Source organism: Amycolatopsis sp. NPDC033938 (genome assembly GCF_055575975.1).
In genome coordinates, this window is the sequence record NZ_JBVIRO010000017.1 from 90,210 (window position 1) to 108,990 (window position 18,781).

Annotated in this window: 15 protein-coding genes; 9 read left to right on the top strand and 6 right to left on the bottom strand. The window is 68.4% G+C overall.

Features of this window, described 5'->3' with window-relative positions:
• Positions 1-127: 127 nt before the first annotated feature.
• On the bottom strand, positions 128-613 hold the full coding sequence (locus ACZ5ZX_RS32590; protein ID WP_465505818.1) for an MmpS family transport accessory protein: 486 nt from the start codon (positions 611-613) through the stop codon (positions 128-130).
• 196 nt (positions 614-809) lie between these two features.
• Positions 810-1,214, bottom strand: a complete 405-nt coding sequence (locus ACZ5ZX_RS32595) for an NUDIX hydrolase (RefSeq protein ID WP_465505819.1) — start codon at positions 1,212-1,214, stop codon at positions 810-812.
• A 30-nt stretch (positions 1,215-1,244) separates the two neighbouring features.
• Here ACZ5ZX_RS32595 and ACZ5ZX_RS32600 point away from each other — a divergent pair, with 30 nt between their 5' ends.
• Positions 1,245-1,925, top strand: coding sequence for a helix-turn-helix domain-containing protein (locus tag ACZ5ZX_RS32600; protein ID WP_465505820.1), 681 nt, complete (start codon positions 1,245-1,247; stop codon positions 1,923-1,925).
• Here the strand turns inward: ACZ5ZX_RS32600 and ACZ5ZX_RS32605 are convergent.
• On the bottom strand, positions 1,856-3,379 hold the full coding sequence (locus tag ACZ5ZX_RS32605) for an FGGY-family carbohydrate kinase (RefSeq protein ID WP_465505821.1): 1,524 nt from the start codon (positions 3,377-3,379) through the stop codon (positions 1,856-1,858). The genes ACZ5ZX_RS32600 and ACZ5ZX_RS32605 overlap by 70 nt on opposite strands.
• Positions 3,380-3,519: 140 nt before the next feature.
• On the opposite strand from ACZ5ZX_RS32605, the gene ACZ5ZX_RS32610 reads away from it, so the two are divergent.
• From ACZ5ZX_RS32610 to ACZ5ZX_RS32620, 3 genes are all read left to right on the top strand, one after another.
• On the top strand, positions 3,520-4,500 hold the full coding sequence (locus tag ACZ5ZX_RS32610; protein WP_465505822.1) for a LacI family DNA-binding transcriptional regulator: 981 nt from the start codon (positions 3,520-3,522) through the stop codon (positions 4,498-4,500).
• Positions 4,501-4,845: 345 nt separating this feature from the next.
• Entirely contained in the window at positions 4,846-5,427 is a 582-nt protein-coding gene (locus ACZ5ZX_RS32615; RefSeq protein ID WP_465505823.1) for a DNA-binding protein, read from the top strand.
• A gap of 98 nt (positions 5,428-5,525) precedes the next feature.
• Complete coding sequence (locus ACZ5ZX_RS32620) at positions 5,526-6,182, top strand: RES family NAD+ phosphorylase (protein WP_465505824.1); 657 nt, start codon at positions 5,526-5,528, stop codon at positions 6,180-6,182.
• A 175-nt stretch (positions 6,183-6,357) separates the two neighbouring features.
• Here the strand turns inward: ACZ5ZX_RS32620 and ACZ5ZX_RS32625 are convergent, their stop codons facing one another.
• Positions 6,358-8,322, bottom strand: coding sequence for a S9 family peptidase (locus ACZ5ZX_RS32625; protein WP_465505825.1), 1,965 nt, complete (start codon positions 8,320-8,322; stop codon positions 6,358-6,360).
• Positions 8,323-8,352: 30 nt separating this feature from the next.
• Positions 8,353-9,327, bottom strand: a complete 975-nt coding sequence (locus ACZ5ZX_RS32630) for a TerC family protein (RefSeq protein ID WP_465505826.1) — start codon at positions 9,325-9,327, stop codon at positions 8,353-8,355.
• 274 nt (positions 9,328-9,601) lie between these two features.
• On the opposite strand from ACZ5ZX_RS32630, the gene ACZ5ZX_RS32635 reads away from it, so the two are divergent.
• The 5 genes from ACZ5ZX_RS32635 (at position 9,602) to ACZ5ZX_RS32655 (ending at position 16,467) form a co-directional block, all read left to right on the top strand.
• Positions 9,602-12,523: an alpha/beta fold hydrolase gene (locus ACZ5ZX_RS32635; RefSeq protein WP_465505827.1), complete on the top strand. Its 2,922-nt coding sequence runs from the start codon at positions 9,602-9,604 to the stop codon at positions 12,521-12,523.
• The gene (locus tag ACZ5ZX_RS32640; RefSeq protein ID WP_465505828.1) at positions 12,516-13,475 is read left to right on the top strand and encodes an ABC transporter permease; all 960 of its coding nucleotides are present in this window, start codon (positions 12,516-12,518) and stop codon (positions 13,473-13,475) included. The genes ACZ5ZX_RS32635 and ACZ5ZX_RS32640 overlap by 8 nt, the downstream gene beginning before the upstream one ends.
• A 257-nt stretch (positions 13,476-13,732) precedes the next feature.
• A complete protein-coding gene (locus tag ACZ5ZX_RS32645; RefSeq protein WP_465505829.1) occupies positions 13,733-14,155 on the top strand; it encodes a hypothetical protein in 423 nt (140 codons plus the stop codon).
• 43 nt (positions 14,156-14,198) lie between these two features.
• The gene (locus ACZ5ZX_RS32650; RefSeq protein ID WP_465505830.1) at positions 14,199-14,969 is read left to right on the top strand and encodes an enoyl-CoA hydratase/isomerase family protein; all 771 of its coding nucleotides are present in this window, start codon (positions 14,199-14,201) and stop codon (positions 14,967-14,969) included.
• A gap of 88 nt (positions 14,970-15,057) precedes the next feature.
• Positions 15,058-16,467 carry a S28 family serine protease gene (locus ACZ5ZX_RS32655; protein WP_465505831.1) on the top strand — a complete coding sequence of 470 codons (1,410 nt, stop codon included), beginning with the start codon at positions 15,058-15,060 and terminating at the stop codon, positions 16,465-16,467.
• A gap of 65 nt (positions 16,468-16,532) precedes the next feature.
• Here ACZ5ZX_RS32655 and uvrB read toward each other — a convergent pair whose 3' ends face one another.
• Positions 16,533-18,692 (bottom strand): excinuclease ABC subunit UvrB, encoded by a 2,160-nt coding sequence (gene uvrB / locus ACZ5ZX_RS32660; RefSeq protein WP_465505832.1) that lies wholly within the window; start codon positions 18,690-18,692, stop codon positions 16,533-16,535.
• Positions 18,693-18,781 lie beyond the last annotated feature (89 nt).

Here is an 18,781-nt window from a genome sequence, read left to right on the forward strand (position 1 = left end):
GAGCGCCCCTAAGTCACGGCGGTGTGCCCGCCGGATCCGGGGGGCCGTTGGGTCCCCGGTGTGCGTTTGGGCCTTTCGGGTTTCCACCCACATCCGCCACTCACGACCAACTTGACCCAGCAACGGCCTAAGCGGTGCAGGTCACCGGTGCGCCCGGGGCGGGGGCGGTGTGGTCGCTGACGACCACACCGTCGACGACGATCCGGCACTTCAGCGCGCCGCGCCCCGAGCCCTGTGCGGAGACGCTGTAGAACTCGTCGCGGTCTTCCTGGCTCGCGCGCTCGAAGGTGGTGCTCCACGGCGCCGTCACTTCGGTCTTCTGCATGAGTTCGGAGCCCTGCGCGACGTAAGTGACGTTCTGCGCGCCATCCGCGCCGGAAAGCTCGTAGACGACCGAATGCGTCACGGTGCGCACGGCGGCCGCAGCCTGCTCGACCCGCGGCGCGGGCGGGCTCTGCACCGGCCGCGACGCCTTCGGGAGTACATAACTGGTCAGGGTGACGGCGACGACCATCACACCCAGCACGACCACGACCGTCCCGAGCGGCTTCAGCCTGCCCGGGGCCCCCGATGCCGGCGCCGATGCCGAAGGGGTCGCGGTGGGAACACTCATGGAGAGGTCTTCTCTCGTCCGAGCGCACTTCCAGCAAGTGCGTCGCCTACTTCTCGTTCGAAGGTGACTCCGCGTTAGCCGTTATCGGGAGGAAACCCGATATTCACCCTTTTGGGTGTCCCGAAGATCGGGAACGGCTGGTCATCGGGCCGTCGGCGTAAACAGGCTGAGCAGGATGGCTCACTTTGAGTGATGCCTAGTCCACGTGCCCGGCGTCCGCGAGCAACCCGAGCACCCGCCGCCCCGCGGGCGGGCACAGGTGGGCGTCTGCCGAAGTGAGCCAGGCCGACTCCGCGATCTCCCGGCCGGGCGCGGGCTCGCCGCGATGCTCGGCGGTGTAACAGGTCATCCGGACCCGGCGGCCGTCCGCGTAGCCGTCGGCCTGTTCGTTCAGCACCGCGAAGAAGCGGAAGCTCAACGGGTCGAGCTCGACACCGAGTTCCTCCCTGATCTCCCGGCACAGCCCGGCGACGTCACCCTCCCCCGGCTCGCGTTTGCCTCCCGGCAGGTAGAACTTGGCCTTCCCCTCGGTCCGCACCGACAGCAGACGGCGGTCGCGGACGTGGATCCAGGCCAGTGAATCGATCTCTGCTTCCGGCACGGCCTGATTCTGTCGTAGCACTGGGGCATCATGGCAACCGTGTATCGGGAGACGACGGCCCCCGGCGCGCTGAGCGCCGTCGTGCGCTGCCGGTGGGAGGACACCGGCCAGGCGCCGAAGCGGATCGTGCCCGACGGCTGCGTCGACTTGGTCGAGAGCGGCGACGAGGTCTTCGTCGCCGGACCGGACACCACGGCCTGGACCTGGGAAAAACGGGCTCGCGGCGTGCGGTTCGCACCCGGCAGGGCGCGCGACGTCCTCGGCCTCGGCGCCGACGAACTGCGCGATCAGCGTGTTCCCCTCGGCGATCTCTGGGGCAAGGAGGGCGAGCTACTGGCCGAGCGCGTGCTCTCCGGCGCCGCCTCGCTGACCGACGTCGTCGCGGAACGCCGAGCCGGACATGCCGACCGCGAGATCGCGGCGTTGATCGCCAGGTTGGACCGCGGCGTCCCCCGCGTTTCGGCCGCCTTGGAGCGCTTCACCCTCGGCGAACGGCAGTTACGGCGGCGGTTCACCCTCGCGGTCGGCTACGGCCCGGCGACATACCTGCGCGTCACCCGGTTCCAGCGCGCCATCGGGCTGGCCGGGAGCGCACCGGACCTCGCCTCGCTGGCGTTCTCGGCGGGCTACGCCGATCAAGCTCACCTGAGTCGGGATTGCCGGGAATTCTCCGGGGTGAAGGCGAGCGAATTCTTCCGCGCCAGGAAGTGAGCAATGTCCACTGTGGACCGGTAGAGCTCGCGGTAGTGCGGGTAGAACTCGTCGTAGACGTCGGCGTCCGCGCCGGGGCGGACGATCTCGGCCACCGGGTTCCACGCTTCGACGTCCGGTTCCCGGCCCAGCGCGATGGACGCCAGAACGGCGTCGCCGAACGCGGCACCGATGGTTTCCGCCGGGATCTCCTGCTCGATCCGCGCGACGTCGCTGACGATCCGCGTCCACACCCCGCCCCGCGTCCCGCCGCCGACGGCGACGAACCGGCGCGTGCCGCCACCGGCTTCCCGCATGGCTTCGAGGTTGTGCCGCACCCCGTACGCCGTCCCTTCCAGCGCCGCGCGGTACAGCTCGGCGCGGCCGTGGGAAGTGGTGAGCCCGGCGAGGACGCCGCGTGCGTCCGGATCCGGTATGGGTGTCCGTTCCCCGGCGAAATAGGGCAGCATCAGCAACCCGCGGCTGCCGGCCGGGACCTCGCCCGCCGCCGCGGCCAGCTCCCCGAACTCGCCGCCGACGAGATCCCGGAGCCAGTCGGTGATCGCACCGGAGGTGGCCATCCCCGCCGCGAGCGAATAGCTGCCGGGGAACACGCCGCGGGTCGTCCACAATCCCGGCCTGGGCCGGGGATCGGACAGCACCTGGATCAGGAACATCGTGGTGCCGTACATGAGCATCGTGTCCCCCGGCGAGGTGACGCCGGCGCTGCTCGCCTCCGCCCAGGCGTCCACCGTCCCTGCCGTCACCGGGATTCCTCTCGGCAGCCCGGTTTCCGCGGCCGCCTCGGCGGTGACCGAGCCGACCACCTCGGTCGGCCACGCGAGCCTTGGCAGTTCGATGCCGGGGGCGATCGCGGCGACCCGGTCCGGCGCCCACCGCGCCTCGCGCAGGTCGTACATCGGGTCGCATTGGCTCGCCGAATGGTGGTCGAGGACGTATTCACCGGTCAGGCGCAGGACAAGGAACGAACTCGCCATCAGGAAGAGTTTCGCGCGTTCGAACACCTCCGGTTCGTTCTTGGCGAGCCACCGCCATTTCGGCCCGACGGCCTGCGAGCCGAGTGTGCTCCCACCGCGTTCCACAATGGATTCTTCGCCGAATTCCCGGGTCAATTCCCGGATTTCGTCGTGCGCACGGGTGTCGACGCCGTAAAGGATCGCCGGACGCAACGGTTTCCCGGACGCGTCCGCGGGCAGAAGGACCGGTCCGATCCCGCTGACCGACACCCCGATGATGGGATGATCCCCGGCCCCCGCCGAAAGTTCCTTCGCCAGAACGAGGAAATCCTGCCACCACACGGTTTCGGCGTCGTGCTCGAACCAGCCGGGGCGGGGACGGGAAGTCTCGTGCGGCCGGGACGCTCGTGCCACCACGGTGCCCCGGGAATCGACGAGGACACCTTTGGAACTCGAGGTGCCGATGTCGATGCCGAGCACCAGGCCCGGGTCGCCCACGGCACCTCCGAACTCCGAAACGCGATCAAACACTGCCGGCGAGCAAAGCCACTAGCGCGATCAGCGGATGGTAACGATTGTCGGCCAAGCTATTCTTCCCGTGCGAAGGTGTCAAGACACCTGCAGAAGGGGAGGTCGCGGTGGCCACCATCAACGACGTGGCGGCGAAGGCCGGGGTTTCGACGGCGACCGTGTCGAGGACGCTCAACGGAAAGTCCACTGTGGATCCGGTGCTCGCGGCACGGGTCCAGGCCGCCGCCGCGGAATTGGGATACCACCCGAACGGGCTCGCGAGGAATCTGCGCCGCCAGGAGACCGCGGTGCTCGCGCTGATCATCTCCGACGTGGAGAACCCCTTCTTCACCGCGATCGCCCGCGGCGTGGAGGACATCGCGCAGACAGCGGGCTACTCGGTCGTGTTGTGCAACGCGGACGACAACGAGGAGAAGGAGCGGCGCTACATCGACGTCGCCCTCCAGGAGCGCGTCGCCGGCGTGGTGCTCTCCCCCACCGGACGGGCCACCAACGTCGACAGGCTGACCCAGCGCGGCACGCCCGTGGTCGCCGTCGACCGGCCGCTGCGGGAGAACACCGGCGACCAGGTGCTGGTCGACACCCGGCTCGCCGCCCGCGACGCGACACGGCATCTGCTCGACGGCGGATACCGGCGGGTCGCCTGCGTCAGCGGGCCGCCAGGGGTACGCACCGCCGAAGACCGGCTGGCCGGCTACACCGACGCCGTCGGCGTGGAGAACGCGCTCACCCGGCGTGCCGAATTCCGGGCCGAGGGCGGCAGACTCGCGGCGCTCAGCCTGCTCGACGAGCCGGAACCGCCGGACGCGCTGCTGGTCGGCAACAGCACGATGGCGATCGGTGTCCTGGAGGCGCTGGCCTCGCGCGGCCTGCGCTCGGGACAGGACGTGGGAATCGTGTCCTTCGACGACGCGCCGTGGACCACCCTGATCGATCCGCCGCTGACGGTGGTCGCCCAGCCGGCGAACGAGGTGGGCAAGGTCGCCGCCGAACTGCTGCTCGCCCGGATCGGCGACAGCACGCGCAAGGCCACGACGACCACGCTGCAGGCGAAACTGATCGTGCGCCGGAGTTCACGGCGCGAATAGGCCGGGTCCGGTAGGCCTGAGCGGTGTGCACGACGTGCCTGGGCGACCGGCTCGCACCGGCCGCCCAGGAACGCCCCACCCCCTTGTTCCCCCAAGCCGGCTCCACACCAGCCGGGTTCTCCGAAGCGGTGGGAAGAAATCGATTACCATTCGGAAGGTAAGTTCCCTTTCCCGCCCTGTCAAGCCGGGACACCTGGACAAGTCCGCCCGATCCGGGCACACTATGGCGAAATTACCTACTGCGCGTGTTTGATCCCGTGCACTCCGTGTGCATCTCTGGTGAATTCACCCACGAAATCGAGATGAGACCGCACGAACCCGCACAGACGCGTTACTCTAGGCGGTATGTCCATAGCGCTCGAGAACGTCCTCGCCAAGGCGGGCCTCAAGGTCGACGCCAACGAGTTCCTGAACCTCGTGGAGGACGCGGCGCGGAAGCTGTCCCCGCCGAACCCCGATCCGTCGCATTACTTCTCGGCGGATCAGCGCGCCGCGCTCACCGACGTCGGCCTGGACCTCTCCCCTCGCGCCGAGGACGAACCGGACTTCCGTGCCCGTACGGTCGCCGCGCACGCCGTCCTGGCCGATTCCGCGCTGAGCGTGCTGGAAGCGGCGAAGGCGCTGGGTGTGGACGACAGCCGCATCCGCCACCGCCTCAAGGAGGGCAGGCTCACCGGCTGGAAGGACCAAGGCTGGCGGCTGCCCGCCTGGCAGTTCACCGGTTCCGGCGTCTTACCCGGCCTGGAGATCGTGCTGCGCGCGGTGCCCGAGGACCAGCCCGCGCTCGTCATCGCCGCGTTCATGAGCACGCCGCAGACCGATCTGGTGATCAACGACCACCCCGCCACCCCGCGCCAATGGCTGCTTTCCGGTGGCGACCCCGAGCACGTCGCCAAGCTGGTGGCCACCCTCGGGTCCCCGTTCTGAGCGGGTTCTGCCGACGACGGAAAATTTCAGTCGGGGGTAGGCCGTAGGCTGACCCCACCGAGCAAGATCACCCGACAAGGACGGACGACTCCCGAGGTATGGCCCGGCTTCCCCTGCCGCCCGCACGCTCTGTCCTGGTCAAGGAGCTGCACCGCACCAGCGACGTGGTGACGGTGCATCCCGGCACCAGGCTGGTCAGGATCTTCACCGCGCACGGCAACCACCCCCAGCAGTGGAATTCGTTCCGCTACAGCGGCCCGCTCCCGCACGGCCGCTTCGACCCGCAGACCCCCGGTCGTGGCGGGCGCCCGGTGACCGACCCCGGCAACGGTGTCCTGTACTTCGGTCTCACCGTGCGCACCAGCATCGCCGAGGTCTTCCAGACCACCTCGACGGTCGACCGCAAATCCCGCGGCCCGCGACTGGTGGTGGTCCGGCCGACGCGCACCCTGCGGCTGCTCGACCTCGCCGGCCTGTGGCCGACCCGCGTCGGCGCCTCGCAGGAGATCTCCAGCGGCCCGAAGAAGATCACCCAGGCCTGGGCACGCGCCATCCGCGCCGCCTTCGGCGACCTCGACGGCGTCTGGTACCGGTCGTCCATGGATTCCGGCGGCCCCGCGCTCGCGCTCTGGGATCCGCCCGCAGGGGACTCGCTGCCGGTCGCGCCGGACGTGCTGCTCCCCCTCGACCACCCGGGGCTCGACGTCCCGCTGGGGCGGGTGTGCGAGGAGCTGAACTACACGCTGCTGAGCTGACCCGGCTCCCACCTGGTGTCCGCCCGTGCTATGAAAGGTCCTTTCCTTGCAAATTTTGCAAGGAAAGGACCTTTCATAGCAGTCTTTTCATCCTGGTTCGCGGTGCAGACAGTCGCAAGGAGTCGACTACCTGCAGGCCGTGACACCTGCTCGAGCACGTGGGATGAACCCATGATCAGAGGTGGCGGCCCCACCACTCCAGCACCGCGTCGAACCGCTGCACCCGGTGCCGCGGCTGCCCCGAACGCGTGAGTTCGTGCCCTTCGCCCGGGAACAGCAGGAACTCGGCGGGGGTCCCGTTCTGCCGCAGCGCCACGTACATCCGCTGCGCCTGCTCCAGCGGGCAGCGCCAGTCCTGCTCGGAGTGCACGACCATGAACGGGATGTCGATCTTCCCGGCGTAGGTCAGCGGACTGCGCTTGCGCTGCTCTTCGACATCGCTGCCGATGTAGCCCTCGGCGAAGAACCAGCCGATGTCCGAGCTGCCGGTGAACGAGTCGTGCGCGTTGACCGCGCGTTCGCTCCACGCGGCGCGGAACCGGCCGCCGTGGTGCGCGGCGAGCCAGCTGGTCATGAAACCGCCGTACGAACCACCCATCACGCCGACGCGGTCACTGTCCAGATTGGGCAGTTTCAGCGCTTCGTCCAGCAACGTCAGCAGATCCAGCGCGTCCACGGTGCCGAAGCCGTGGACGATGCTGCGACCGTGGCTCTCGCCGTAACCGGCGGAACCGCGCGGGTTACCCAGGATGACGGCATAGCCTGCCTCGGCGAGCACCTGCGCCTCGTCGAAGACCTTCCATTCGTACGGCGCGAACGGTCCACCGTGGATCATCAGTACCACCGGATGCGGGCCATCGCCCTCGGGCCGCACGACCCAGCCGTGCACCGGGTAGCCGTCGGACGCTGTCGCGTCCAGCTCCTCCAGCGGCCGGATCCCGGTGTCCCGCAACGCCTTCGAGTAGTCGGTCAGCACACGGGGTTCAGCGTCCGCTCCGGACAGCAGCACGATGTCACCGGCACTCTCGGGCGTCCCGACGACCGCGGCGATCCGCGTACCGTCGACGGCGAACGCCTTCACCGCGGCGAACTCACCCGCCAGGTACCGCAACGATTTCAGCTCCGCCGTCTCGGCGTCGAGCGGAACGGCGCGCAATTCCGCGGCGCCGCGGGTGCGGACCACGACGAGAGCCTCCTCGCCGACGACGACCGGAGGGCCTGCCGCGTTGTCGCAGTCCACCGATTCGACGTCGGTCAGCCGGCGCGGGGACGACGGCTGGTCGCCGTCAGGCCACGGAGCCTGGTAGAGCCCGGTATTGCGGGCGATCTCCTCCAGGCCGGGGAATTCGGTGCCGTAGAACAGGATCGAGCCGTCCGGCGCGGAAACCGGTTTGGCCGCGGTGCCCGGGGTCCGGACCAGCAGGCGGGGTTCGCCGCCTCCGGCGGGTACGGCGTAGACATCCGAGCGGACGGTGTCTTCGACCGCCCAGTCACGGGGCGCGACGATCAGGACGTATTCGCCGTCGACCGTCCAGGATGGATGTTCGACGTCCGCCCGGTCGTCGGTCAGCGGAGTGAGCTCGGCGGGCGAGGACCCGTCCAGTGCGGCGACGGCGTCCACGACGAACAGTCGCTGTGGACGGTCGTTGAGGAAGCCGATGTCGTCGACCCGGTAGAAGAGGTTGGTGATGTGCCGCGGTGCTTCTTCGTGCGGCTCCGGGGTTTCGCCGTCCGCGTTCTCCGTGCCGTAGCGGCCCGGCTCGGGCACACGGGCGACGAAGGCGATCCGGCGGGAGTCGGGTGCCCAGACCGGCGCGCTCGCGCCGAGGGGAAGATCGGTGATCCGCTTCGCGTCACCTCCCGCCGCGGCGATGACGTGTACCTGCGGTTTGGCCACCCGCCCGGAGCCTTCCCCCGCGCGGAGGAAGGCGACCCACCGGCCGTCCGGGGAGATGGCGGGGGCGGAGTCCTTGGTCCCGTGGGTCCAAGGCCCTTCCCCGCCGCCGAGGTCGACCTTGCGCAGGCCACCGCGGTAACTGTTCGTCTTCAGATCAGGCCTGCTCACGGCGGTGAGCAGCAGGTCTCCGCGCAGCGCGGGGGTGCCGGGGACCGTCAGGGCTTCGATGTCAACGGGACGCACGGCCCCGACGGTACCCGATCCTTAGCAGCTCTAACTACTGATCGAAGACTCCCGCTCGGCGGCTTCCGTTTTCTTCGCCTTCGCGAGGCTGGCCAGCGTCGTCACCGTCAGGACCACGATGATGACACCCAGGGAGACCCAGTTGTTGATGTCCAGCCAGTCCGGCACCACGTGGTACTCGTGCAGCGCGTGCAGGAAAAGCTTGGCGCCGATGAAGGCGAGGATCACCGCGAGGCCGTAGGACAGGTACACCAGCTTGGTGACCAGGCCACCGAGCAGGAAGTACAGCTGACGCAGGCCCATCAGCGCGAACGCGTTGGCGGTGAAGACCAGGAAAGCCTCCTGGGTGATACCGAAGATCGCCGGGATGGAGTCGACGGCGAACAGCAGGTCCGCGCTGCCGATCGCGACGATCACCAGGAACATCGGGGTGATCCAGCGCTTGCCGTCCTTCTTCACGAAGGACTTGTGGCCGTGCCACTCCTCGGTGACCGGGAACAGCTTGCGCACCCAGCGGGTGAGCGCGTTCTCCTCGTACTCCTCGTCTTCGTCCTTGTTCCGGATCATGCTGATCGCGGTCCAGATGAGGACGGCGCCGAAGAGGAAGAAGACCCAGACGAACTGCGCGATCAACGCGGCGCCCACGGCGATGAACACACTGCGCATCGCGAGCGCGAGCAGGATGCCGATCAGCAGCACCCGGTGCTGATGGATCGCGGGCACCTTGAACGACGTCATGATGATCATGAAGATGAACAGGTTGTCGACACTCAACGAGTACTCGGTGATGTACCCGGTGAAGAATTCGACTCCGGGGTCGTGCCCCGCGAAGATCCAGACGCCGATCCCGAAGGCCACGGCGACGGCGACGTAGAAGATGACCCATCGGGCGGCTTCGCCGGTGGTGACCTCATGTGGCTTGCGATCGACGATGACGAGGTCGAGCGCGATCAGCGCGAGCAGACCGCCGACCGTCGCGATCCATAGCCACAAAGGAACAGACATCTGACCAACCCTCCGGATAGTGCGCAGCAGCAACTAACCGGAGGTCTCTTCCGCCGGTACGAGACCGGCCGACGGTGCCGGGGGCCTGCGAAGACCACCGTGCTGACGACACCGCCGCGAAGGAATACTCCCCTCACAGCTGGTTAAGTCTGACCTGTCTGTACGCATGACGCCAGTTAAGGTTGCCCTTGTCACCAAGATGATGGTGTAACTCCCGTCACAGCCTGCCCGCTTGTGTGGTCCACGTGAGCTGGACGGGCGACTCTCAGCATTGGTGAAATACGGTCATTCCGTGCCCCGAATCCCGCTCCCTCGAACGCGAGGCGCGAAGCTCACCGCGCTCGCCGCGGTCGTGGTGGTCCTGGCCGCCGCAGCCGTCGTGTGGACGAACAGCGAACCCGCGCCGTCCGCAGTGAAGACCCAGGAAGCGACCCTCGACCTGCCCGAAACACCGGGCTCACCGGAGGTCATCAAGATCGACACCACGATGTACGTCCCCGAGCGGACGCCGGCTCCGGCCGTCCTGCTCGCCCACGGTTTCGGCGGCGACAAGAACAGTGTCGCCACCGAAGCCCGCGAACTCGCCGAGAAGGGTTTCGTCGTCCTCGCCTGGTCCGCCCGCGGTTTCGGCCGCAGCACCGGGAAGATCGCGCTGAACGATCCCGACCGCGAGGTCGCCGACGCCCGGAAACTGATCGACCACCTCGCCACGCGGCCGGAGGTGCTCAGCGACAACGGCGACCCGAAGGTGGCGGCGTCCGGCGCCTCGTACGGAGGCGCGCTGTCGCTGCTGCTCGCCGGGACCGACAAGCGCGTCGACGCGATCGCGCCGGTGATCACCTACAACGACCTCGCGCAGGGCCTGGTCCCGAACGCCGCCTCGGCCACCCCCTCGGCCGCGACCACTCCCGCCGCGGGCGCGTTCACCGCGGACGGTGTCTTCAAAAGATCGTGGGCGGGCATCTTCTTCTCCTCCGGTTCCGGCGCGGCGCAGAGCGGCTCCCCCGCCAACGAGGCACCCGAAGCCGGTGACGAGACGAGCGAATCCGGTGCCGCACAGGGCGCGGGCGCGGCGGGTGCCGCGGCGCAGTCCCTCCCGCTCGGTGGCCCGAACGGCCAGCGGCCGCCGAGCGGACCGGCCGACCCTTGTGGACGGTTCACCGCCGACGTCTGCCAGGCCTACACCGAACTCGCCACCACCGGTAAGGCGAGTCCGCGCACCGTCGACCTGCTCCGCCGCGTCTCCCCCGCGTCCGTGACGGACAAGATCACCGTGCCGACGCTGCTGGTACAGGGCGAAAGCGACACCCTGTTCGGTTTGGACCAGTCCGACGCGACCGCCAGGCAGATCGCCGCTGCGGGCGGCAAGGTCCGCACCATCTGGTACACCGGCGGCCACGACGGCGGGAAACCCGGGCAGAAGCTGCGGACGCAGATCGCCGATTTCCTCAAGTTCTCGCTGACCGGCGAGGGCACCGATCCCGGCACCCGGTTCAGCTACGACATCCAGGGCACCCTGCGGGCCAACGGCGCACCGTCGGTCCGGACGGTCACGGCGCCGGCGTACCCGGGAGCCACCGGCGACCCCACCGAGCGACGTCCGTTCACACTGGAGGGCCCCGCCCAATCGGCCGTCCGGCCCGCGGGCGGAAACCCCGCGGCCGTCAGCGGTATCCCCGGGCTGAACGGAGCGGTGGCCGGATCCTCCCGGCTGTCGGGGCTGTTCAGCCTCGACCCACCGGGCCAGGCGGCCCAGTTCACGACACGGCCTCTCGACGCGCAGACGATCGTGGCCGGTTCGCCGACGGTCCGGCTGCAGGTCTCCGCGGATCCGGCGGTGAACTCTTCCGGCGTGGCTCCGCAGAAGGAAGCGGTCCTGTTCGCGAAGCTCTACGACGTCAACTCGGAAGGCGTCCGCACGCTTCCCGCGAACGCGGTCGCCCCGTTCCGTGTCTCCGGTCTGCCCGCCGACGGCAGCCCGGTCGAGGTGACGGTGACCCTGCCGGGCATCGTGCGGCCGCTGGAGGCCGGGCACACGCTCCGGCTCGTCGTGGGCACCACGGATCAGGCGTTCACGACGCCGGTCGAACCCGCGGTGTTCCGCATCGGGCTGGCGGACGGCGGGCAGCTCGCCGTCCCGGTCGTGCCCGGTAACTCGGTCGGCGCTGGAGCGCCCGTCGCGCAGCTGCTCGGGATCGGCGGCACGCTGCTGGCGGGCATCGCCATCGCGGTGATCGCCGCGTTCCGCCGCCGCCGCGCCCACGACGTCGACGAGAGCCTGGCGAAGACGCCGCTGGTGATCGAAGGACTGCGCAAGGCTTACGCGGGCGGATTCGTCGCGGTGAAGGATCTGTCGTTCCGGGTCGAACCCGGACAGGTCCTCGGCCTGCTCGGGCCGAACGGCGCGGGTAAGACGACGACCCTGCGCATGCTGATGGGCCTGATCACGCCGACGGAGGGCTCCATCCGGGTCTTCGGGCATCTGATCGCGCCCGGCGCGCCGGTGCTGTCGCGGATCGGGTCCTTTGTGGAGGGTTCGGGCTTCCTGCCGCACCTTTCCGGCAAGGAGAACCTGGAGCTCTACTGGGCGAGCACGGGCCGCCCGAGGGACAAGGCGCATTTCGCCGAGGCACTGGAGATCGCCGGGCTCGGCGACGCGGTGAACCGGCGGGTCCGCACCTACAGCCAGGGTATGCGGCAGCGGCTCGCGATCGCGCAGGCGATGCTCGGCCTGCCGGAGCTCATGGTGCTCGACGAACCGACCAACGGGCTCGACCCGCCCCAGATCCACCAGATGCGGGAGGTGCTCCAGCGCTACGCGGCGACCGGACGCACCGTGGTGGTCTCGAGCCACCTGCTGGCCGAGGTCGAGCAGACCTGTACGCACGTGGTCGTGATGCACCGCGGCATGCTGGTCGCCTCGGGTGAGGTCGGCGAACTGGCCGCGGCCAGCGGCGAAGCCACGTTCCGGGTCGACAAGCCCGCCGAAGCGGCCGAAGCGCTGCGAAAGGTCGGCGGCGTTTCCGGCGTCGACGTCGACGGGGAACTGGTCCACGCGGATCTCGACGGTCTCGCCCGCGCCGAAGCGGTCGCCGCCCTCGTGCGGGCCGGGGTCGCGGTCGAACAGGCCGGTCCGAGGCGCCGTCTGGAAGACGCGTTCCTGCAGCTGGTCGGAGAGGACTCGAAGGGTGAGTAAAACCAATGGTTCTTCCCCGGTGACCCGGGCGGATCATGGCGTGCACACCGACCCGGCCGCCCTGCTGGAGCTGACCGAGGTCGCTTCGCACGAACGGACCGAGGTCGGCCCGGACGGGGCGGTGGCTGGTTACCGCGCCGACCGGACGCTGCGGCTCGGCGTCGAACTGAAACGGCAGCTCAAACGGCGGCGGACCCAGCTCATGCTGGGGTTCGTCGCGCTGCTGCCGTTCGTTCTGGTGATCGCGTTCGAGATCGGGCAGGCCAGCCCGAACCGCCGCAGCGGCGGATTCGTCGACCTCGCCACCGCGAGCGCGCCGAACTTCGTGGTGCTCGCGCTGTTCGTCTCCGGGACCTTCCTGCTGCCGATGATCGTGGCGTTGTTCTACGGCGACACGATCGCGAGCGAGGCGTCGTGGTCGAGCCTGAAATACCTGCTCGCGATGCCGGTCCCCCGGCACCGGGTGCTGCGGCAGAAGGCGATCGTCTCCGGCTTCCTTTCGGCGGCCGCGCTGATCCTGTTGCCGCTGGTGTCGCTGGTGGTGGGCGTCATCTTCTACGGCGCGGGCGACGCGATCAGCCCGACCGGGGACGCCGTGTCGTTCAGCGACAGTCTCGTGGCGATGGGGCTGGCGACGATCTACATCATCCTGCAGCTGGCGTGGGTGGCCGGGCTGGCGATGCTGCTCTCGGTCGCCACCGACGCCCCGCTGGGTGCCGTCGGCGGCGCGGTGATCGTCGCGATCGTTTCGCAGATCCTCGACCAGATCACCGCACTGGAAGGGCTCCGGGACTATCTGCCGACGCATTTCGCGTTCTCGTGGATGGACCTGATCTCGACCGACATCGACTGGACGAACATGGCCAACGGCATGTTGTCGGCGGCGTTGTACGGCACGGTGTTCTTCCTGCTCGCCGGTCGCCGGTTCGCGAAGAAGGACATCACCAGCTGACAGCGTTTCCGCACCGGAAAACCACCGGGGTCCACCGGGAAGACGAAATTCTCTTCCCTGGTGGGCCCCGGTTTTCACGGGCCGTGGCGACCTTCACCCATTAGCGCCGGTAACCGGTGTTTCATGCGCATGAGAACATCGATTTTCCGATCATCGACTCATTGGGTGAAAAGTTCCCTTTCACCATCGACGACCTCCGGGAAATCCTTATCTTCAGTGCGAAGGTGCCGACGCGAGAAGAAAGCGGGGCTGTCACCATGACCCAGTCGATCGAGATCCCGGTCCAGGAATTCACTCTTGATTGGACCATGAGCTCCGGCAAAGGCGGCAGAGTCGGCTTCGCCGTCTCGGGTCAGGTGACACTTCTCGACAACAAGCGGTTCTACAAGATCGACGGGGTCCTCTACATCTCCGAAGGCAGCGCCTATTGCCGCGACATCGGAAACCCGCATCTGTTCGTCCGGCGCAACGGCGTCGAGGAGAGCGGCAGGCAGTGGGGCTGGGAGACCATCTGCAACCGCAAGTCCTGCAGCAGGCTGTGCGCCATGGACGCGTATTTCGTCCGCACCGGCTACTGGGCGCCCGCCGACCGCGCGATCCAGTTGAGCATCGGCGCCGAGACCGGCTGGAACCGCAAGCGGTCCTTCAGTCCCACGGTCACCGTGCGCCTGACTGATTGAGCGGTCCACTGTAGATCTCTCCCGGCTCGGGTACGGTCGGGCCATGGCCACCTCTTCGATCCGCGTGGACGACGAAGGCGGGATCGCCGTCGTCACCCTGCAGCACGGCAAAGCCAACACCCTCGACACCGAGTTCTGCCGCGAACTGACCGTTCGGCTCGAAGACGTCCAGCTCGGTGGTTATCGCGGAGTCGTGCTGACCGGCTCGGGAAGCATCTTCTCGGCGGGCGTCGATCTGCGCCGGGTGCATGACGGCGGTGCCGCCTACATCGAGGACTTCCTGCCCGCGCTGTCGGACGCGTTCCTTTCGGTGTTCGGCTTCCCCGGTCCGGTGGTCGCGGCGCTCAACGGCCACGCGATCGCCGGCGGGGCGGTGCTCGCCGCCGCCTGCGACCGCCGGATCCTCGCCTCGGGCCCGAGCCGGATCGGGATCACCGAACTGCTCGTCGGTGTCCCGTTCCCGTTGGCGGCGCTGGAGATCCTGCGCTCCGGCTTCGGCGCCGACATCCTCGGCGAACTCGCGTTCCTCGCCGAGACCCACCTGCCAGAAGACGCGCTCCGGCTCGGCCTCGTGAACGAGGTGACCGCGCCGGAGACAGTGCTGCCGCGGGCGGTCGAGCTGGCCAAGAAGCTCGCCGAGATCCCCGCGGCCGCGTACGCGCATACGAAGGCCCAGCTGCACCGGCCGTTCCACGAGCGGATCGCCGAACACCGCACCGGCGACGACGCCCACGTCCTCGAACTGTGGAGCTCCCCCGAGGCGCTCGCGGCCATCGAGGCCTACGTCGACAGGGTGCTCCGCGGCCAAGGCTGAACCGCGCTCGACCGGATAGCCGATTGCCGACCGGCGGGGACTCTGTGAGTATCCGACCGCTCGAAGGTCGGCGATGGGGAGGGCATCGATGCGGAAGCTCACGGCCGCGTGGTCGGTTCTGGCGATCACCGTTCTCGCGTTGGCCGGGTTTACCCCGGCCGCGCAGGCGGCACCTGAGGACATCAAGGAAGCGCTCGGGCGGATCCCCGGCCTGACCGTCGTCTCGGAGAATCCGGCGCCGACCGGGTACCGGTTCTTCAAGCTCACCTACGCACAGCCCGTCGACCACCGCAGGCCGGAAGCGGGCACCTTCCAGCAGCGATTCACCTTGCTGCACAAGGAATTCCGCTCGCCGACCGTGGCTTTCACCAGCGGGTACAACGTGTCGGAATCACCCAACCGCTCCGAGCCGACGCAGCTCGTCGACGGCAATCAGCTGTCGATGGAATACCGGTTCTTCACCCCCTCGCGGCCGGAGCGGCCGGACTGGGGCAGGCAGCTGACGATCTGGCAGGCCGCCGCCGACCAGCACCGCGCGGTCGAGGCGTTCAAGCGGATCTACCCCGGCAAGTGGCTCGCGACCGGCGGCAGCAAGGGCGGCATGACGGCGACCTACTTCCGTAGGTTCTTCCCGGACGACGTCGACGCGACGATCCCCTACGTCGCGCCCAACGACGTCATCAATGCGCACGACCGCTACAACCGGTTCCTGGCGAAGGTCGGCGACGACCCCGCCTGCCGCTCGGCGCTGAAGGCCATCCAGCGCGACGTGCTGACGCGTCGCTCGGAATTCGCCGCGCTCGCCGCGGCCGACGCGGCCAAGAACGGCTACACGTTCTCGACCGTCGGCTCGGCCGACGTGTCGCTGGAGATCTCGGTGATCGACTCGTACTTCGCCTTCTGGCAGTACCAGAAGCAGGCGGACTGCGCGACGGTGCCGAAGGCGGGCGCGGCCGCCTCGGAGATCTACGCCTGGTTCGAGCGCGTCGAAAGCCTCAACACCTACTCCGACCAGAACCTGGAACGGTACGTCCCCTACTACTTCCAAGCGGCGTACCAGCTCGGGGCTCCCGAGTCGTACGAGAACTACCTCCGGGACCTGCTGCGCTACCCAGGCGCCAACGTGTCGCGGACGTTCGTGCCGAAGTCGGTCGACATCCCGAGGTTCGATCACCTGGCGATGCCGGACATCGACTTCTGGGTGAAGACGCAGGGCAAGCGGCTGCTGTACGTCTACGGCGAGAACGACCCGTGGAGCGCCGAGCCCTTCGAACTCGGCTTCGGGACGAAGGACTCCTACGTCTACACCGTCCCCGGCGGAAACCACGGCTCGCGGATCTCGCAGCTCCCGGCGGCTCAGGCCGCGGAAGCGACGAACACCGTACGGCGGTGGGCGGGGCTGCCTCCGGTTCCGGCCGGGGTGACCACGCGTTCCGTCCCAGCCGGATTCCCGGACTTCGACGCGGACCTGACGTCGCTGGAGCGCCCGCGCCTCTGACACCGCCGCGTTCAGTCCTCTGGTTGCGCACGCAAGGATTCGCAACCAGAGGACTGAACGCGCGCTTACTTGATGCCGGCGGCGTCCATTCCGCGCAGCTCCTTCTTCAGGTCCGCGACCTCGTCCCGCAGCCGGGCGGCCAGCTCGAACTGCAGGTCGCGGGCGGCCTGCATCATCTGATCGGTCATCTGCTGGATGAGGTCGGCCAGCTGGGCGCGCGGCATCCCGGAGACGTCCTTGTCGGTCAGCATTCCGGAGCTGCGCACCCGGTCGCCCTGCTCGGGCTTCTTGCCCCGCGACGCGTTCCGGCCCGAACCGCCGACGGCGACCGTCTCCTCCGAGTCCTCGGCCTCGCTGTAGACGCGGTCCAGGATGTCGGCGATCTTCTTCCGCAGCGGCTGCGGATCGACGCCGCGCTCCTTGTTGTAGGCGACCTGCTTGGCGCGACGGCGATCGGTCTCGTCGATGGCGTGCTGCATCGAGTCGGTGATCTTGTCCGCGTACATGTGCACCTCGCCCGACACGTTTCGCGCCGCGCGGCCGATCGTCTGGATCAGCGACGTGCCACTGCGGAGGAAGCCCTCCTTGTCCGCGTCGAGGATCGCGACCAGCGAAACCTCGGGCAGGTCGAGCCCTTCACGAAGCAGGTTGATCCCGACCAGCACGTCGTAATCCCCCGCCCGCAGCTGCCGCAGCAGCTCGATCCGGCGGAGGGTGTCGACCTCGGAGTGCAGGTATCGCACCCGGATGCCGAGTTCCAGCAGGTAGTCGGTGAGGTCCTCGGACATCTTCTTGGTGAGCGTGGTGACCAGGACGCGCTCGTCCTTCTCGGCCCGCTCGCGGATCTCGTGCACCAGGTCGTCGATCTGGCCCTCGGTGGGCTTCACGACCACCTTCGGATCGACCAGGCCGGTCGGCCGGATGACCTGCTCGACGAACTCGCCGCCGGCCTGCCCCATCTCGTAGGGCCCCGGCGTCGCCGACAGGTACACCGTCTGCCCGATCCGGTCGCTGAACTCCTCCCAGGTCAGCGGCCGGTTGTCGACCGCGCTGGGCAGCCGGAAACCGAACTCGACCAGGTTCCGCTTCCGCGACATGTCACCTTCGTACATGCCGCCGATCTGCGGGACCGTCTGGTGCGACTCGTCGATGACCAGCAGGAAGTCTTCCGGGAAGTAGTCGATCAGGGTGGCGGGCGCGGATCCGGCCTCGCGACCGTCGATATGCCGTGAGTAGTTCTCGATGCCGGAGCAGAACCCGACCTGGCGCATCATCTCGATGTCGTACGCGGTGCGCATCCGCAGCCGCTGGGCTTCCAGGAGTTTGCCCTGCTTCTCCAGCTCGGCCAGCCGCTGCTCCAGCTCGGCCTCGATGCCGTGGATGGCCTTCTCCATCCGCTCCGGGCCCGCGACGTAGTGCGTGGCCGGGAAGATGCGGACCTCGTCGACCTCTTTCACGATGTCGCCGGTGAGCGGGTGCAGGTAGTACAGCTTCTCGATCTCGTCGCCGAAGAACTCGACGCGGATCGCCAGCTCCTCGTACGCCGGGATGATCTCGACCGTGTCGCCGCGGGCGCGGAAGGTGCCGCGCGCGAAGGCGATGTCGTTGCGGGTGTACTGCACGTCCACCAGGGCGCGGAGGAAGACGTCCCGGTCGAGCTGCTCGCCGACCTTCAGCTTCGAGGACCGGTCGAGGTAGGACTGCGGCGTGCCGAGGCCGTAGATGCACGAGACACTCGCGACCACGATGACGTCACGCCGCGACAGCAGGTTCATCGTCGCGGAGTGCCGCAGCCGCTCGACGTCGTCGTTGATCGACGAGTCCTTCTCGATGTAGGTGTCGGTCTGCGCGATGTACGCCTCGGGCTGGTAGTAGTCGTAGTAACTGACGAAGTATTCGACCGCGTTGTGCGGGAACAGCTCCCTCAGCTCGTTCGCCAGCTGCGCGGCGAGCGTCTTGTTCGGCGCCATCACCAGCGTCGGGCGCTGGACGCGCTCGATCAGCCAGGCCGTCGTCGCCGACTTGCCGGTACCCGTGGCACCCAGCAGCACGACGTCCTTTTCGCCCGCTTTGATCCGGCGTTCGAGCTCGTCGATGGCCGCCGGCTGGTCACCGGCGGGCTTGTACTCGCTGACCACTTCGAACCGGCCGCCGCTCCGGGGGATCTCGGTGACGGGACGGAACTCCGACTGGGCGAGCACGGGGTGTTCGGTTGCGAAAGCCACGTGGACCAGAGTAAGCGCTGGGTCCGACAGTTTCCGCTCGCCCTGGTCAGCGCCGGTATTGACGGTTCTGGCCAGGTGCCCCCACCGTC

Bases quoted from the DNA above. Each gene is read 5' to 3' on its own strand.
- ACZ5ZX_RS32590 (WP_465505818.1), bottom strand. From the start codon at position 613: ATGAGTGTTCCCACCGCGACCCCTTCGGCATCGGCGCCGGCATCGGGG.
- ACZ5ZX_RS32655 (WP_465505831.1), top strand. From the start codon at position 15,058: ATGCGGAAGCTCACGGCCGCGTGGTCGGTTCTGGCGATCACCGTTCTC.
- ACZ5ZX_RS32630 (WP_465505826.1), bottom strand. From the start codon at position 9,327: ATGTCTGTTCCTTTGTGGCTATGGATCGCGACGGTCGGCGGTCTGCTC.
- ACZ5ZX_RS32615 (WP_465505823.1), top strand. From the start codon at position 4,846: ATGTCCATAGCGCTCGAGAACGTCCTCGCCAAGGCGGGCCTCAAGGTC.
- ACZ5ZX_RS32600 (WP_465505820.1), top strand. From the start codon at position 1,245: ATGGCAACCGTGTATCGGGAGACGACGGCCCCCGGCGCGCTGAGCGCC.
- ACZ5ZX_RS32645 (WP_465505829.1), top strand. From the start codon at position 13,733: ATGACCCAGTCGATCGAGATCCCGGTCCAGGAATTCACTCTTGATTGG.
- ACZ5ZX_RS32620 (WP_465505824.1), top strand. From the start codon at position 5,526: ATGGCCCGGCTTCCCCTGCCGCCCGCACGCTCTGTCCTGGTCAAGGAG.
- ACZ5ZX_RS32650 (WP_465505830.1), top strand. From the start codon at position 14,199: ATGGCCACCTCTTCGATCCGCGTGGACGACGAAGGCGGGATCGCCGTC.